Raw genomic sequence first — 15795 nt, forward strand, 5'->3', positions numbered from 1 at the left:
CAGATCATTCGATAACGCGAGGTACGAGATACAGTCCGTTCTCGGTAGCCGGGGCGATAGCCTGGAATGAGGCCCGCTGATCGGTTTCGGTCACTTCGTCTGCGCGCAGACGCTGAACGGCGTTCAGCGGGTGAGCCATAGGTTCGACAGAGTCAGTATCTGCAGCACTCAGTTGATCCACCAGGTCAAGAATATTGCCCAGATCTTTCTCCAGAGCCGAAACTTGTTCCTCGTCCACACGGATGCGGGCGAGCACAGCGACTTTCTCTATGTCCTTACGGGAAATGGTCACGCATTGCCTCCCAGGTATATGAAATGTCTGTAATTAATTGCGTTTGAGTTCTGAAATCTTTGCCGGGGTTCCGGGCTGTTCGAAGGGGGCCGTCCAAAACACGCTCAAGCACATCCATGTGACGCTTGGGCTCCGCCATCCATGGCTCCGCACAGTTTTGGACGGCCCCCTTCGAACAGCCCTCCCATCGGAGATGCACTGAACATCGGAAATAAAGCGGCTATGGTAACAGATTAGGGGCTGCGCGGGAGAGGCCAAACTGCTGAGAAAGTGTGAGAACCGTAAGGCTTGGCGCCCGATGGCGCCTTGCCTGTACCGGTGCTCACTGCTAAAGTTGCCGCATCCTTTTGCAACCGCAACTCTCAGGTTGAAACTACACGAATGTTGATAAAAAGACTCCGAGGCTTATTTTCCAGCGATCTGTCCATTGATCTGGGCACCGCCAACACCCTTATTTATGTGCGTGAGCGCGGCATCGTCCTGAATGAGCCCTCCGTGGTGGCCATCCGCACCAACAATTCCCAGAAAATGGTCGCCGCAGTCGGCGCCGAGGCCAAGCGGATGCTGGGTCGTACTCCGGGAAATATTACGGCTATCCGGCCCATGAAAGACGGCGTGATTGCCGATTTTGTTGTCACCGAGAAAATGCTCCAGCACTTCATTCATAAAGTGCACGAGAACAGCTTTATTACTCCGAGCCCTCGGGTGCTGGTCTGTGTGCCGAGCAAATCCACCCAGGTAGAGCGTAAGGCTATTCGAGAATCTGCCCTGGGCGCAGGTGCTCGAGAAGTCTTCCTTATTGAGGAGCCGATGGCGGCCGCCATCGGTGCCGGCCTGCCGGTCGAAGAGGCCAGTGGTTCCATGATTGTGGATATCGGAGGGGGCACCACTGAAATCGCCATTATCTCTCTGAACGGCATCGTTTATGCGGAGTCCGTTCGTGTTGGCGGCGACAAGTTCGATGAAGCTATTGTCACCTACGTCCGCCGTAACTACGGTAGCCTGATCGGCGATACCACTGCCGAGCGTATCAAGCATGAAATCGGCTGTGCGTATGAGGGCCTGGAAATCCGCGAAATCGACGTCCGTGGTCGCAACCTGGCAGAAGGTGTGCCCCGTGCGTTCACTCTGAACAGCGAAGAAATCCTGGACGCCCTTCAGGAATCTCTTGCCCAGATCGTACAGACCGTTAAAAGCGCTCTCGAACAGTCACCGCCGGAGCTGGCGTCTGACATCGCAGAGCGAGGCATCGTGCTGACCGGTGGTGGCGCGTTGCTGCGGGGTCTGGACAAACTGATCAGCGAAGAAACCGGGCTGCCGGTTATCATTGCTGAAGATCCGCTGACCTGTGTTGCCCGTGGCGGTGGCAAGGCGCTGGAAGTGATTGATCGGGGTGGTATTGGAATGTTCTCCCAGGAGGGATAATCCTGTGGGGAGGATTCACCATTAAAACGATCTTTGTCCAGGGCCCGGTTCCGGGCTTCAGACTCTTTCTAATCGTTCTCGTATCGGCAGCCCTCGTGGTTGCCGATGCGCGTTTCGAGAAGCTCTCTCCTGTCCGTAGCGTTATAGCGACCGGGCTTGCCCCTGTTTACTGGCTTGGCAATGCGCCCTACGAGTTCAGCGATTGGGTAGCCGGGTTGTTCGTCAATAAGGACGATCTCCAGCAGGAAAACGAGGACCTCAAGGCCCGCTTGATGATCCTCGAACGCCGCGCCCTGAAGTATGCAGCGCTTGCCTCCGAGAACAACGAACTCCGGCGCCTGATGAATTCCTCTGAGGTGCTTGACGACCGTGTCATCGTTGGTGAAGTGGTTGGCGTATCACCGGATCCTTTCTCCCATGAAGTCATCATCAACAAAGGTCAGCGCGACGGGCTGAGCGTCGGGCAGGCTGTGCTGGATGCCCATGGCCTGATGGGGCAGGTGGTGCAGACCAGTCAACTGACTTCCCGTGTGCTTCTGGTGTCCGACAGCAGCCATGCGGTACCGGTGGAGGTTATCCGGAACGGACTGCGGGCGATTCTGCTGGGTACCGGAGATCCTGACAGCCTGGACCTGGTGCACGTGCCGGACACTGCCGACATCCGTGAAGGTGACCTTCTGGTGAGCTCTGGACTGGGTGGTTTGTTCCCGAGAGGTTATCCGGTAGCGGAAGTAACGAGAATTACCAAGGAACCGGGCGAACCCTTTGTCTCCATTGAGGCGACGCCGAAGGCGGAGCTAAACCAGAGTCGACTGGTGCTGGTGGTTTTCCCACCGGAAAAAGCCGCTGTTGAAGAGGTTGAGTCGGAAACTGAAGACGCCCCGGCGCCGGATTCCCAGGAGGGAGCAAACTGATGTTGTCGGTAATCAGCTATCCGGTGTTCGCGCTGTCGGTGGTCGTAGCGTTGGTCTTCAGTATTTCCCTGTTTCCCGTCGGTTGGTTTGAGTTCCGGCCGGAATGGCTCGGGCTGGTCGTGTTTTATTGGACGTTCAGGGCTCCGGCTCAATTCGGCATTCTGCTGGCGTGGTGCCTCGGGTTGTTGCTGGATGTTCTGGAGGCTACCCCTCTGGGGGTTAACGGCCTTGCCATGGGCTTGATTGCCTTCCTCGTTTTGACTGTCCATCAGCGCCTGCGCATGTATCCATTACCGCAGCAGTGCCTGATGGTATTCCTGTTGCTTGGTATCAACCAGATGCTTGTTCATTTCATCAAGCAGGTGCTTGGTGGCGAAGATGCGGGATTCAGCTACCTGTGGCCGGCGTTGACCAGTGCAGCCGCCTGGCCGTTTGTCTGCGTCATTCTCGACAATATCAACAGGAAACTGGGTTAGGGATGGCTGATATTGTTCTGGCCTCAGCATCACCTCGTCGGGCAGAGCTGCTCCGGCAGATCGGTGTGGACTTTACCGTTCATCCTGCCGATGTGGATGAATCGGTTGAAGAAGGTGAAAGTCCGCAATGCTATGTGGAGCGTCTGGCCCGGGAAAAGGCCATGGTTGTGGCGGGCCGGCTCTCTGGCGATGAGCTGGTGATCGGGTCGGATACCTCAGTCGTGCTTTTGGGTGAAATACTCGGAAAGCCTGACAATCATGACGATGCCGTAGCGATGTTGGGCAGACTTTCCGGGGCGTCTCATCAGGTGATGACCGGGGTCGCTGTGGTTCGCAACGGGCTGTGCAAGTCTACACTGGTTGTTACCGATGTCCGGTTTCGAGAGCTGTCAGAACCCGAGGTGGAAGCCTATGTTTTCAGTGGTGAACCGATGGATAAAGCGGGAAGCTATGGAATTCAGGGACTTGGTGGTATTTTTGTCAGGGAAATTCGTGGCAGTTACAGTGCCGTTGTCGGGTTGCCCCTTCAGGAAACTGCAGCCCTGATTGCTGAAGCCGGCGTTCCGGTATGGGAAAACTGGCCCCGGAGGTTGGAGAACCGAACATGAGTGAAGAAATCCTGATCAACGTGACTCCGGTAGAAACCCGTGTAGCACTTGTTGAAAACGGTATGCTGCAGGAAGCTTACATTGAGCGTACCAGCCGCAAGGGCATTGTAGGGAATATCTACAAGGGCAAGGTGGTCAGGGTACTCCCGGGCATGGAGGCGGCATTTGTTGATATCGGACTGGAGCGGGCAGCGTTCATTCATGCGTCCGACGTGGTTGTTAGTCAGTCCGGAGACGATGCAGGAGATGGCCCCAAGACTGTCCCGGATATACGCACACTGTTGCGGGAAGGGCAGTCACTGGTGGTTCAGGTCACCAAGGATCCAATCGGCACCAAGGGTGCCAGGCTGACAACGCAGCTCTCCATTCCCTCCCGCTATCTTGTGTTCATGCCAGGCGTTAGCCACGTTGGAATCTCCCAGCGTATTGAAGACGAGAACGAAAGGAGTCGCCTCAAGGGCATACTCGAAGAGGCTGCAGCCGAAAAGCACGAGGTTGAGGGTGGCTATATCATCCGTACAGCCGCAGAGGCTGCGTCTTCAGAAGAACTGCTGGGCGACATGGCCTACCTGCATCGCCTCAGCCAGTCCATTCACGAGCGTATCTCCAGGGCTCAGGCGCCTTCTGTGGTTTATCAGGACCTGCCCCTGTTCATCCGTACCATTCGCGATCTCATCCGGCCCCAGACTGAAAAGGTCCGGATCGACAGCCGGGAGAGCTATCAGCGGGTGATCGAATTTGTTCAGGAGTTCGTGACCGAATTTGCTGACAAGGTGGAGTATTACCCCGGTGAACGCCCGATCTTCGATCTGTACTCGGTGGAAGATGAAATACAGAAGGCACTGAGCAGAAAGGTCCAGCTCAAATCCGGCGGCTATGTGATCATCGACCAGACGGAGGCGATGACCACGATTGATATAAATACCGGCGCCTTTGTCGGCCACAGAAATCTCGAAGAAACCATTTTCAAGACTAACCTGGAGGCTGCCCGCTCTATCAGTCGGCAGCTCCGGCTGCGTAATCTCGGTGGCATCATCATTATCGACTTCATCGATATGGATGATCCGGAGCACCAGCGGCAGGTGCATCGTATGCTCGAGAAAATGCTTGAGCGTGATCATGCCAAGACCAAAATTACCGGTGTTTCCGAGCTTGGCCTTGTCGAAATGACTCGCAAGCGCACCACGGAAAGCCTGGGGCAGGTGCTTTGTGAACCCTGCCCGGTGTGTGACGGCCGCGGTTTTCTTAAAACCAGCGAAACCGTATGTTACGAGATCTTCCGGGAAATCCTGCGGGTCAACCGCGCCTACGATACTGAAAGCTATCTGGTCATGGCTTCCCAAAGTGTGGTGGATCGCCTGCTGGACGAAGAATCCGACAATGTTGCGGATCTGGAAACTTTTATCAGTAAGACCATCCGTTTTCAGGTCGAACCTTTCTACAGCCAGGAACAGTATGATGTGGTTCTGCTCTGATCAGGGAGTGGATGGCTGGCTCTGGAGGTAACGGCAGCTGATGTCATCCGCCAAGCACGAGCCGCCATTGGCCAGGGCTGTTCCGGAGAGCTCTCCGGTCAGGCTTATGGCGAGGCTGTCCAGTCTGGTCTGGTGGTTGTTGCTGGCACTTCTTCTGCTGTTTGCTCTCTATGCCGGTATCGGGCGACAGCTCACCCGCAATATTGATGCATTCACTGACGAACTGGCTTATGAGCTCTCTACCCGCACTGGCCAGAGCGTTACGATAGGAAGCCTGGAATCCAGTTGGATTTGGCTCGACCCGTCTTTTATTGCCCGGGATATCTCTGTCAGCAACCCGGAAACCGGGATTCCGGTAGCTGATGTGGAATATCTCAGGGTGCGCTTTGATTTCCTGTCGTCCCTTCTGCGGCTGCGTGTCGTTTTTGAAGATTTTGAAGTTGATGGGTTACAGCTGACGCTCAATCAATCGGCTGCCGGGGAGGTAGGTGTTCGCGGTGCCGACTTACCCGAACCCGCCCACAACCGTATGCAGCGGTGGCTAAGTCTGGCAGGCGAGTGGCTCTCCGATCCCTATCTCAAGATTACCCGCTTCAACCTTGGAATACGGGACAGCAAAGGCGGCTTTCGCCATGTCGATATCCCCCAACTCGATCTTGTATACAGCCAGGGGCTGTTCAGGGCCTCCGGCCGGGCGATGCAGCCGGGGACGACACAGCAGCTCGCGAGCTTCAGCCTGGTGGGGCAGCGCTTCTTCAGGGGTGATTTCACCGGTCAGCTCTATATCGGCGTGGATTCCGGGCGTCTTTTTGATGGCCTGATCGATGAGTACCAATGGAAGACCGTGCGTGTTGAAGGTTTTGATCTGGGTGGGGAGGCCTGGCTCACCTTCCGGGAAGGAACCCTGCAGCAGGTTACCGGAACGGTGAAAACGCCTTATCTTCAGCTGGGTGTAGGCAGCGAATCCCTGGCGCCGCTGGAAGATATTCAGGCACGGTTCGGATGGCGTCGACACGCAGATGTTCTGTCCGAGCAGGAGGGAACGGAGACGGTTGGGCAACCGCCGGAGAATGGGCCTGGGGAGTGGCACCTTCAGGATTTGCAGTGGACCTGGGATGGCGAAGATGTGCCTGCCTTCAGCCTCCGCCTGATGCCCGGTGCCAACGGGCTGACAGCCATCGCTGATGCGTTGCCACTGGATCCCCTGCGGAGACTGGTTTCATTGCTGCCGGTGCTGCCAGACAAAGCTGCCAGTGCATTGGTGAGTTACCAGCCCGGTGGTTTTATCGACCGACTGGAACTGAATTTGCCTGACAACCCCTCAGAGGGATTTAACCTCTCCGGAGAGCTGCGGGAAGTGAGTGTTGCTGCTCATCAGGGCGCACCGGGGGCAACCGGCATCAATGGCTTTCTGTATCTGGACCGGCACTCAGGTTTCGTCCGCATAGAAAATGCGGAGCAGCCTGTGAATCTGGGTTTCCCACTGCTGTTCTCGAATAACTGGTCGCTGTCCGGAGCTGAAGGGCTGGTTGCGTGGGAGCTGGATGGTCCTGTAACACGGGTTTACGCTGACAATCTGCGTATGACCTATGGTGAGAACACTGTCCTGAATGGTGGCTTTGATCTCAGGCTGGATAAGGAAGGTGAAGATAACCTCGGTCTGCGCGTTGGGGTTGAAAATGGCCGGGCGGACATGTTGGCAGAATTTGTGCCGGCAAAAGTGGTTAAACCCGAGCTTTACGACTGGCTGACCACCGCTATCCTGCAGGCCGACATTACGTCAGGTGTTTTCTACGGCCATGGCCAGATCGACAGGGGGGCTCCAAGGCACTCGTTCTCGACGTCCATGAAATTCGAATTTCAAAACGCTGCTGTAGCCTATGATGAGCGCTGGCCAGAGGTAACCGGAGCATCGGGGCAGGTCGTGGTTGATAACGGCAATACCCGGGTAGACCTGGATGCCGCAGATACCGGAGGGCTGAGCCTTTCACCGAGTCTTGTCCGGCTGGTGCCGGGGGCAGACGGTGCCACGATTCTGGTGGACGCAAATGCAACGGTGCCTGGAGAAGCCGTGGCGTACTGGATGGAGAATAGTCCGCTCGGTGACATGGCTGGTACGGAAGCAGCGAAGCTGCAGTACGAGGGCGAATATGGGCTGAATCTGGGCATTGAACTGCCACTGGGGAAAGAGAGTGGCCCCATTGTGGAAGCAAAGGTATCAGCCCAGGGCGGCTCTATCACTTATCCCCCCGCCAACCTGAGTTGGCATGAGATCGCGGGAGAGCTGACTTACCACTCGGTCGATGGTTTTTCCGGCGGGCCGGTGAATGCCCGGTTTTTCGATTCTCCGGTCGAAATCCAGCTGGGTAAAAGCCCCGGTGGCGATGCTTTGTCTGTTCGCCAGTCTGGGGTGCTTTCCCTTCCTGATCTCTTGTCTGATATCGGAGCTGCTGCCGGGCAGGGGTTTGGTCTTGAAGGGAGGGTCTCCTACACGGCAACACTGGACGTTGGGGTAGACTCGACGTCCGGTATCCGTGCCCGGTCCGACCTTGTCGGGCTTTCGGTTGACTGGCCTGAGCCGCTGGGAAAGCCGGCTGAGGAAGCGGCTCCCCTTGATATTGTTCTGGATCCACGGGGGGCAGCGGGGATGGCGGTGAGCGGCCAGTGGGAAAACCGGTTGGCATTTGACCTGCTCTGGAAGGATACCGGGTTTGAACTCGACTTCAGTCACCTCTACCTGGGGCGACATGCACTGCGCGACATTCGTGTTGAGGCTCTTGATCTGGGTGACCGTTGGGTTGTATCCACGGAGTCCGAGCGGGCAAAGGGCCGGGTCGTATTGCCAGGGGATGATAGCCCGGTAGTGGCAGATTTTGAGACGATTCGTCTGGTGAGGGCCGAAGACAGTGCGAAGGCTTCGCAGCGCCTGACTCTCGAAGAGCAGCTTGAGACCTTCCGCGAACTGGACCTTGGGCGCTGGCCGGATGTAAATGTCACTATTGCGGACCTGCAGTTGAACGAGGACACTCTGGGTAGCTGGTCCTTCAAGCTAAGGCCGACGCCGGATCGCTTGTCGGTTGATGAGATTGAAGGGCGGCTCAGCTCATTGACCCTGCTCGGGGATATGATCTGGGGAGTTCAGGGTGGGCGCGAGATCAGTCGTTTTAATGGTTCTGTGACCGGAGGAGCCCTGGCGGATATTAATGAACTGCTGGGCTCTGATATCCCGCTGACCAATAACGCAACCAACATCGAGCTGGCCATCGACTGGCCTGGCCGCCCTGATGAGCTCTCCCTGTCGGAACTTAACGGTAGTGTCAGTCTCCGGCTGGATGAAGGGGTGATTCTGGAGCAGAACAATACGGCCCAGCTTTTCCGGATATTCAACCTGCTTAATGCCGACACGCTCTGGCGGCGGCTGAAGCTCGATTTTTCCGACCTTTACGAACGGGGTGTTGCCTTTGATGCCATTTCGGGCAAAGCAAACATCCGAAACGGTCTGGTCAGCCTTGATCCGGAGGTGCAGGTAGTGGGGCCGTCTGGAGCGTTCAAACTCAGTGGTGTTACCGACATCAGCACTGAAACGCTGGATATGCGATTGGTGGTTGTGCTCCCCCTGACCCAAAATCTTCCGCTGGCGGCTTTGCTGATGGGAGCCGGAGCACCGATTGGGGGTGCTTTGTTTGTTCTCGACAAGATTCTGGGCGATCCTTTAAGCAGGCTGACGAGCGCTACCTATAGCGTTACCGGCTCCTGGGATGATCCCCTGGTGGACCTGAAGCGGGTATTTGATACTGGCGAATAGCGGGGTAAGGCAATGAACGAGACAGTCTCCAGCCGTGTTGCAGCGATCCAGATGGTGAGCGGATCGGATCTCGACGCTAACCTGGATGAAGCCCGAAGACTGCTTAACCAAGCCGCTGATGATGGCGCCCGTGTTGCGGTACTGCCTGAAAACTTTGCGGTGCTTGCAACCGCGCAGATGCTGGAATGTGGAAATATCGAAGCTGGCTCGGCCCCGGTGATTCGGGAATTTCTGGCTGACCAGGCACGGGAACTGGGCATCTGGATAGTGGGCGGCTCGTTACCGATCGCCAGTCGACCCGATGGCACGGCCGCAGGACACCGGGTCCGGGCAGCCTGCCTGGTGTTCGACGACCTGGGAACGGAAGTTGCCCGCTACGACAAGATTCACCTCTTCGATGCCATGGTGGAAGATGCTCATGGCCAGTACCGTGAGTCGGACACCTTCGAGCCCGGTAATCAGGTTGTGACGGTAGACACTCCGGCCGGAAAGCTGGGTATGGCCATATGCTATGACCTGCGTTTCCCGGAGTTGTTCCGGGCCTTGCGGGAGCAGGGGGCGGAGTGGGTTTGCCTGCCCAGTGCTTTTACATGGCAGACCGGTGATGCGCACTGGCATCCGCTGATTCGGGCAAGAGCCATCGAAAACCAGCTATGGATGGTGGCCGCCGGCCAGGGAGGCCAGAACAGCGAGCGTCGACGCACATACGGGCACAGCCTGATCTGTGATCCCTGGGGCAAAGTGGTAGCTGAATGGGCAGAAGGGCCAGGTGTGGTTACGGCCGAACTGGACCTGCAGCGGCTGCAGGCACTAAGGCAGCGGATGCCGGTCTGGGAACATCGCAGGCTATAGCCTGCGAACTCCGGGTTCAGTCAGCGGCTTCAACGTCGTCGATGCATTCCCGAATGTAGCGGAACAGCTTTCGGGCGTGCCCGGTATTCTTTTGCTTCTCGATATCCCGTTTGGCATTTCTGGCCAGATTTCGCAGGTGCTGGATCTCTGCGCCGGGGCAGTAGCTGATAAACTCTCCCACGGCTGAGTCTCCCTCGGCGACCATACGATCACGCCATCTCTCCGCCAGATGGTGGCGACGGGTGTGTTCTTCGCTTCCCGAATCAAACGCATCAATGGCCCTTTGTACGGCTTCAGGGTCGTCTTCCTTTCTGATCACCTTTCCGATGTACTGCAGGTGCCGACGTCGCGCCTCGTTTTGGCGAATACGGCGGGATTCGACAATCGCGGAGCGCAGGCTTTCACTGATGGGCAGTGTCGCCAGTTGCTCGTCGCTCAGGTCCAGCATACGTTTGCCTAGATCCTGCAGGGACTGCATTTCCCGCTTCAGCTGGGATTTGCTTTTGCCAAACTCGTCTTCTTCGTAGTGTTCTTGATCGTGTTGACTCATTGGATAGTCCGCAAAGGGGTTACGCGTAAAACACGGTAGCCAGGCCAAGGAAGGCCATGAAGCCTACGACGTCTGTAACCGTTGTGAGTATGACGCTGCCCGCCAGGGCAGGGTCGATGTTCCGGGATTTCAGGAACAGTGGTAAGACGGTTCCGACCAATGCCGCGGCCACCAGGTTGATAATCAGCGCAGCGGCTATCACCCCACCAATCAGCAGGTCCTGGAACCAGACCGCAGCAGCAGAGGCCACTACAAGGGCCCAGAATACGCCATTGAGGGCTCCAGACAGAAACTCCCGGTTGAGCAGCCAGCCCACATTGGCGCCGCTGATCTGTCCCACAGCCATGCCGCGGATGACCAGGGTCAGGGTCTGGCTGCCCGCGATACCGCCCATGCTGGCCACGATGGGCATCAACACGGCCAGGGCAACAACTTTAGTGATGGTCTCTTCAAACAGGCCGATCACTCCCGAGGCGATAAATGCCGTAATCAGGTTGATGCCCAGCCACACCGCCCGGCGCCGGGTGGTTTTCCAGACCGGGGCAAAGGTATCCTCGTCTTCATCCAGCCCCGCCATACTCATCAGCGAGTGGTCGGCGTCTTCCCGGATAACGTCAACGACGTCATCGATGGTGATGCGGCCCAACAGGCGGCCGTCCTCGTTCACCACCGGGGCGGAAATCAGGTCGTAGCGCTCGAACAGTGTCGCGACTTTGGTGTCGGTGAGAGAGACCGGAATCGGTTCGATATCGGTGTCCATAACCTCCCGCACGGTGGAAGCGGGATTGGAAACCAGCATGGTGGTAATGGGCAGCATGCCAATAAAGTCGTCCCGACGGCTGACCACGATCAGGCTGTCAGTCATGGGCGGAAGATTCCGGTGCCTGCGCAAGTATCGGAGAACAACGTCAATGCTGATGTCCGGGCGCACCGTGATGGTGTCCGTGTTCATCAGGCCGCCGGCGGTATCTTCCGGATAGGAAAGTACTTCCTCTACCCGCAGCCGGTCCTGTTCGTCCATGGTGTCCAGAACTTCCTGGATCACCGTATCGGGCAACTGCTGGAGCAAGTCGGCGAGATCGTCCGACTCGAAGTCTTCGATAATATCCGCCAGTTCCTGAGCGTTCAGCTGGCTCAGGAAGTAGCTTCGGATGTCATCGCTGAGATACTGGAGGACCTCACCTTCCAGGTCCTTTTCCACCAGGTTCCAGAGCAATGCACGCTGGCGGGGAGGGGAGGACTCCAGTAGGTGGGCAATGTCACTGGGGCTCAGACCACCGTTCAGGATCCGGGCTACCTGTTTCAGGGCGCCGCTGTCCAGCGCTTCACTCAGTGAGCGAAGGCGTTGGCGAGCCTGGCTTTTCTCCAGAAGATCATCGGTCATGAGTCACCTACAGTCAGAAAACGCCCGTATTATAGCGGAGTTACGCTTTGTCAGTGAAAGGGAGTTGTAGGTGAATGCCGCAGAAATACAGGCCCTGATGCGGCTTATTCTCCCTCGCCAAAATAGTCGTTGATCAGTTCGGAAAGTGCTGAAACTGCCTTCTGTTCGTCCGTGCCATCCACAATCAGCTCCACCTCGGTTCCCTGGCCTGCGGCAAGCATCATGACCTGCATAATGTTTTTTGCGTCCACCTCCCGACCCTTACCACTGATCCGGACGCTGCAGTCGAACTCTGATGCTGTTGCAACCAGCTTGGCTGAAGCTCTGGCGTGTAAGCCGAGTTTGTTGATTATGGTAATCGGCTGGCGAATCATCTCTGCCTCAGATCTCCCCACGGCTTTGCAGATGTGGTAGTTCGGTGTGCCGAACCTGAACGTTGCTGTAGTTCTGGCGGAAGTGGGCGCCTAACTGCTCGCAAACGTATACCGAACGATGTTGGCCGCCGGTGCAGCCGATGGAAATGGTCATGTAGCTTCGGTTGCTGTCAGCAAAGGACGGAAGCCAGGTTTCCAGGAAAGCAATGATGTCATTGAGCATCTTGCCGGATGCAGGCTCATTCTCAAGAAAATCGATCACGGGTTGGTCCGTGCCGACGAACTTGCGCAAGCTGGTGTCCCAATAGGGATTGGGCAGGCAGCGCACATCGAAAACGTAGTCGGAGTCCAGCGGCACACCGTGTTTGAAACCGAACGATTGAAAAAGCAGCGCCAGCTCCTGATCCTTGCGGCCGACCACCCGCTGCTTGATGATGTCCCTGAGCTCATACATGGACATCCCGGTGGTATTCACATAAAGGTCAGACAGCTTGGAGATCGGCTCAAGAAGAAGCTTCTCGCTGTTAACGGCTTCCCGAAGGGAGGTTTTTTCGTTGCTCAGCGGGTGCTTGCGACGAGTGGCGTGGAAACGCTGGAGCAATGATTGCTCATCGGCATCCAGGAAAATGATTTCAACCGTGACGCCGGTTTGCTGGAGCTGGTCATAAATGGCTTCGAAATTGGCCAGTTCCCCGGACAGATTACGGGCATCAATGCTGACCGCCATCTTGCTGAGACGACCAAGCGCTGCCTTTTCGGTTGCTTCCCGGGTCAGGGGGAACAACAGGCCGATGGGTAGATTATCAATACAGTAGTAACCGAGGTCCTCGAGGACATGCAACGCGGTACTCTTGCCGGACCCGGATCTGCCGCTGACGATGATCAGTTTCATGGTCACCCTGGTGGTCTCCTTGCTAGCTACTGCCCAGTCTCACCCTGCCCCAAATGGGTCGTTCTCAGGTGTTCTCGGTGATCATGCGCTCGTACAACGTGGCTGGGTCTTCGGCCTGGCGAAGGCGATCACAAAACGTCCGCTCATTGAACTTCTCGGCCAGCTGGCTGAGCAGTTCAAGATGTTCGCTTGTCGCCTCTTTGGGCACTATGAGTGCGAATACGAGATCGACGGGTTGGTTGTCGATGGCGTCAAACTCAATGCTTTCTTCCAGGGTTACCAGTACGCCGATAACGTGATCCAGCCCTTCCAGGCGGCAATGGGGTATGGCAATACCCTGTCCGATACCGGTGGAGCCCAGGCGCTCACGAGAGACCAGGTTGTTGAAGATCTGGGTGTCGCTGAGTGAACTGTCATGTTCGTGGATGTGCTCAGCGATGAATTCCAGAACCCGCTTCTTGCTGGATGCTTGCACCCGGCAAAGGGTGAGTTCCGGAGCAAGTATGTTGTCTATGGTCAGGGTTGTGTCGCTCATGGATCGACTGCATTTCCGTAAAAAAATGCTGCGGCAGGTCGACCTTGCCGCAGCGCGTTCAGGTGATAGAAACGGAATCGGAGGTTAACGACTGCCGTTTCCGTGCATCCGGTCTACGTTCTTTTCCTTGTGCTTGAGGATCTGGCGATCAAGTTTGTCTACCAGTGCATCAATAGCTGCGTACATGTCCTCACTTTCTGCCTTTGCGTGGATTTCACCGCCAACCACGTGAAGCGTACCTTCCGCCATCTGGCGCACTTTGTCCACTTCCAGGGTTACCTGGCAATTGCTGATGTGGTCGAAGTGACGCTCCAGTTTTTCGAATTTCTCGGAAACGTAATCCTTCAGGGAAGAAGTCAGTTCTACGTGATGGCCTGAAATATTGAGTTGCATAGGCGTCTCCTGTTGTCATCGTGCCGGTGGTCCTCACCGGGCTTGATGCCGGCACGTCGTGCGCCGGCGGTTGTTGTTGGCGGGAAGATCAGTAGACCAGGATCTTCCTAGACCAGTCGTTTTCGCTCATTCGAGGGCGGAATATGCATGGCTTCGCGATATTTTGCCACCGTCCGCCTTGCCACTTTAATACCCTGTTCCCCTAGCATGGCTGCAATCTTACTGTCACTCAACGGCTTTTTCGGAGTTTCTGCTGCAATCAGCTTCTTGATCATGGCCCGAATCGCTGTTGAGGAGCATTCACCGCCCTCGTCGGTACTGACGTGGCTGGAGAAAAAGTATTTCAGCTCGAAGATACCCCGAGGCGTATGCATGTACTTTTGCGTGGTCACACGGGAAATCGTGGATTCATGCATTTCGACCGCCTGAGCGATGTCTGAAAGGATCAGAGGTTTCATGGCCTCCTCACCGTGGTCCAGAAAACCCTGCTGGTGCTCAACAATCCTGGTAGCAACCTTGAGCAGGGTCTCGTTCCGGCTCTGCAGGCTCTTGATGAACCATTTGGCTTCCTGCAGCTGATCCCGGAGGTACGTGTTGTCAGCACTACTATCCGCACGCTTTATAAGTGAAGCATAGCTTGCATTGACGCGAATGCGTGGTGCAATTTCCGGATTCAGCTCAACTTTCCAGCGGCCCTGGTTCTTGCGAACAATAACGTCGGGGATGACGTAGTCGGGTTCGGCACGATCAATGACGTCGCCGGGACGCGGGTTCAGCCCGGTGATCAGTGCGAGAACTTCCCGTAACTGATCTTCTTTCAGACGGCTCCTGCGCAGCAGTTGAGCGTAGTCTCGGTTACCCAGCAGGTTGATGTAGTGGGTAATGACCAGTCGCGCCTGAGCGAGCCAGGGAGTGTCTGGTGGCAACTGGTTGAGCTGTATCAGCAGGCATTCCTGCAGGTCTCTTGCGAAAACCCCGGGAGGGTCGAAGTGCTGGAGCCGATGCAGGACGGCCTCGACTTCGTCCAGTTCCAGTGGTTCTTCATCCGATTCGTCGATCAGCCCGGCATGAATCTCTTCCAGTGGGCTGGTGAGGTATCCACGTTCATCCACGGCATCCAGCAAAGAGTGCGCGATCGCGAGATCCCCTTCACTGAGAGGGGTCAGGTTCAGCTGCCACTCCAGGTGATCCTGCAGGGTTTCCGTCGGGGAGTTCCGGGTTTCGAAGTCGTGGTCGTTCTCGTCATCGTTCCTGACTGCAGGTGCCGGTGCAGACTGGTAAATGTCGTCCCAGGCGGTGTCTACAGGAAGGTCGTCAGGAATGTTATCGGGAACTTCATTCTCGCTGGCCCAGTCCGGTGCGTCCTCTGGCTCGTCCCAGTCGGAACTGGAGTCCGTCAGGCTTTCTGAGTCGGCAGAGGTGTCGGTGTCATTGCTGGTTTCTGAATTGTCCGCCGCCGCAGGCTCCGGCTGCTCATCGTCTTCATTGGTTTCCAGCATGGGGTTGGATTCCAGAGCCTGCTGGATTTCCTGCTGAAGATCGAGAGTTGATAGCTGTAGTAGCCGGATCGCCTGCTGCAGCTGGGGCGTCATCGTCAGGCTCTGACCCAGCTTTAGTTGTAATGAGGCTTTCATCACCATGATTCAGGATCCGTTACTTGTCAGCGCTTTGTTGTGTCTGGAATTACGTTGTGCTGCGAGGTGTTCAGAAAAATGCCAGTTATGGCGGTTACTTGCCGGGGCAGCGCAGAATGAGGCGTTACCCTAGCAAGTTCTTTGCCGAGTTTACTTGCTCCAGATCATCAACACAATCAGCCTAAA

Annotated in this window: 15 protein-coding genes; 7 read left to right on the top strand and 8 right to left on the bottom strand. The window is 56.4% G+C overall.

The genetic code is table 11. The features are described 5' to 3' along the window. Window positions 1-4: 4 nt before the first annotated feature. Window positions 5-292 (bottom strand): Asp-tRNA(Asn)/Glu-tRNA(Gln) amidotransferase subunit GatC, encoded by a 288-nt coding sequence (gene gatC / locus FWJ25_RS04225; protein WP_149598974.1) that lies wholly within the window; start codon window positions 290-292, stop codon window positions 5-7. A gap of 384 nt (window positions 293-676) precedes the next feature. Here gatC and FWJ25_RS04230 point away from each other — a divergent pair, with 384 nt between their 5' ends. The 7 genes from FWJ25_RS04230 to FWJ25_RS04260 are packed head-to-tail and all read left to right on the top strand — an operon-like array spanning window position 677 to window position 9847. Continuing rightward, the gene (locus tag FWJ25_RS04230) at window positions 677-1717 is read left to right on the top strand and encodes a rod shape-determining protein (RefSeq protein WP_149599069.1); all 1041 of its coding nucleotides are present in this window, start codon (window positions 677-679) and stop codon (window positions 1715-1717) included. Between the two features lie 29 nt (window positions 1718-1746). Continuing rightward, entirely contained in the window at window positions 1747-2631 is an 885-nt protein-coding gene (gene mreC / locus FWJ25_RS04235; protein WP_149598975.1) for a rod shape-determining protein MreC, read from the top strand. Beyond that, complete coding sequence (gene mreD / locus FWJ25_RS04240; RefSeq protein ID WP_149598976.1) at window positions 2631-3107, top strand: rod shape-determining protein MreD; 477 nt, start codon at window positions 2631-2633, stop codon at window positions 3105-3107. The genes mreC and mreD overlap by 1 nt, the downstream gene beginning before the upstream one ends. Window positions 3108-3109: 2 nt before the next feature. Continuing rightward, window positions 3110-3715, top strand: coding sequence for a Maf family protein (locus FWJ25_RS04245; protein WP_149598977.1), 606 nt, complete (start codon window positions 3110-3112; stop codon window positions 3713-3715). Continuing rightward, entirely contained in the window at window positions 3712-5190 is a 1479-nt protein-coding gene (rng, locus tag FWJ25_RS04250) for a ribonuclease G (protein ID WP_149598978.1), read from the top strand. The genes FWJ25_RS04245 and rng overlap by 4 nt, the downstream gene beginning before the upstream one ends. A gap of 40 nt (window positions 5191-5230) precedes the next feature. Continuing rightward, a complete protein-coding gene (locus tag FWJ25_RS04255; protein WP_149598979.1) occupies window positions 5231-8995 on the top strand; it encodes a YhdP family phospholipid transporter in 3765 nt (1254 codons plus the stop codon). Window positions 8996-9007: 12 nt separating this feature from the next. Further along, entirely contained in the window at window positions 9008-9847 is an 840-nt protein-coding gene (locus FWJ25_RS04260) for a carbon-nitrogen hydrolase family protein (RefSeq protein WP_149598980.1), read from the top strand. A gap of 16 nt (window positions 9848-9863) precedes the next feature. Here FWJ25_RS04260 and yjgA read toward each other — a convergent pair whose 3' ends face one another. The 7 genes from yjgA to FWJ25_RS04295 all read right to left on the bottom strand — a co-directional run bounded on the left by yjgA (window position 9864) and on the right by FWJ25_RS04295 (window position 15609). After that, window positions 9864-10397, bottom strand: a complete 534-nt coding sequence (yjgA, locus tag FWJ25_RS04265; RefSeq protein WP_149598981.1) for a ribosome biogenesis factor YjgA — start codon at window positions 10395-10397, stop codon at window positions 9864-9866. A 19-nt stretch (window positions 10398-10416) separates the two neighbouring features. Continuing rightward, window positions 10417-11781: a magnesium transporter gene (gene mgtE, locus FWJ25_RS04270; RefSeq protein WP_149598982.1), complete on the bottom strand. Its 1365-nt coding sequence runs from the start codon at window positions 11779-11781 to the stop codon at window positions 10417-10419. 104 nt (window positions 11782-11885) lie between these two features. Continuing rightward, entirely contained in the window at window positions 11886-12155 is a 270-nt protein-coding gene (locus FWJ25_RS04275; protein ID WP_149598983.1) for an HPr family phosphocarrier protein, read from the bottom strand. A gap of 7 nt (window positions 12156-12162) precedes the next feature. After that, window positions 12163-13047: an RNase adapter RapZ gene (gene rapZ, locus FWJ25_RS04280; protein WP_149599070.1), complete on the bottom strand. Its 885-nt coding sequence runs from the start codon at window positions 13045-13047 to the stop codon at window positions 12163-12165. A 64-nt stretch (window positions 13048-13111) separates the two neighbouring features. Next, window positions 13112-13582 (bottom strand): PTS IIA-like nitrogen regulatory protein PtsN, encoded by a 471-nt coding sequence (ptsN, locus tag FWJ25_RS04285; protein ID WP_149598984.1) that lies wholly within the window; start codon window positions 13580-13582, stop codon window positions 13112-13114. A gap of 84 nt (window positions 13583-13666) precedes the next feature. Beyond that, on the bottom strand, window positions 13667-13975 hold the full coding sequence (gene hpf / locus FWJ25_RS04290; protein WP_149598985.1) for a ribosome hibernation promoting factor: 309 nt from the start codon (window positions 13973-13975) through the stop codon (window positions 13667-13669). A gap of 107 nt (window positions 13976-14082) precedes the next feature. Next, entirely contained in the window at window positions 14083-15609 is a 1527-nt protein-coding gene (locus tag FWJ25_RS04295; protein WP_149599071.1) for an RNA polymerase factor sigma-54, read from the bottom strand. Window positions 15610-15795 lie beyond the last annotated feature (186 nt).

The organism is Marinobacter salinexigens, assembly GCF_008370345.1.
Classification (GTDB): domain Bacteria; phylum Pseudomonadota; class Gammaproteobacteria; order Pseudomonadales; family Oleiphilaceae; genus Marinobacter; species Marinobacter salinexigens.

Excerpts from the sequence above, each read along its gene's own strand:
- mreD (WP_149598976.1), top strand. The coding sequence starts at position 2,631 with ATGTTGTCGGTAATCAGCTATCCGGTGTTCGCGCTGTCGGTGGTCGTA.
- FWJ25_RS04245 (WP_149598977.1), top strand. The coding sequence starts at position 3,110 with ATGGCTGATATTGTTCTGGCCTCAGCATCACCTCGTCGGGCAGAGCTG.
- rng (WP_149598978.1), top strand. The coding sequence starts at position 3,712 with ATGAGTGAAGAAATCCTGATCAACGTGACTCCGGTAGAAACCCGTGTA.
- FWJ25_RS04255 (WP_149598979.1), top strand. The coding sequence starts at position 5,231 with ATGTCATCCGCCAAGCACGAGCCGCCATTGGCCAGGGCTGTTCCGGAG.
- FWJ25_RS04260 (WP_149598980.1), top strand. The coding sequence starts at position 9,008 with ATGAACGAGACAGTCTCCAGCCGTGTTGCAGCGATCCAGATGGTGAGC.
- yjgA (WP_149598981.1), bottom strand. The coding sequence starts at position 10,397 with ATGAGTCAACACGATCAAGAACACTACGAAGAAGACGAGTTTGGCAAA.
- mgtE (WP_149598982.1), bottom strand. The coding sequence starts at position 11,781 with ATGACCGATGATCTTCTGGAGAAAAGCCAGGCTCGCCAACGCCTTCGC.
- FWJ25_RS04275 (WP_149598983.1), bottom strand. The coding sequence starts at position 12,155 with ATGATTCGCCAGCCGATTACCATAATCAACAAACTCGGCTTACACGCC.
- rapZ (WP_149599070.1), bottom strand. The coding sequence starts at position 13,047 with ATGAAACTGATCATCGTCAGCGGCAGATCCGGGTCCGGCAAGAGTACC.
- ptsN (WP_149598984.1), bottom strand. The coding sequence starts at position 13,582 with ATGAGCGACACAACCCTGACCATAGACAACATACTTGCTCCGGAACTC.
- hpf (WP_149598985.1), bottom strand. The coding sequence starts at position 13,975 with ATGCAACTCAATATTTCAGGCCATCACGTAGAACTGACTTCTTCCCTG.
- FWJ25_RS04295 (WP_149599071.1), bottom strand. The coding sequence starts at position 15,609 with ATGAAAGCCTCATTACAACTAAAGCTGGGTCAGAGCCTGACGATGACG.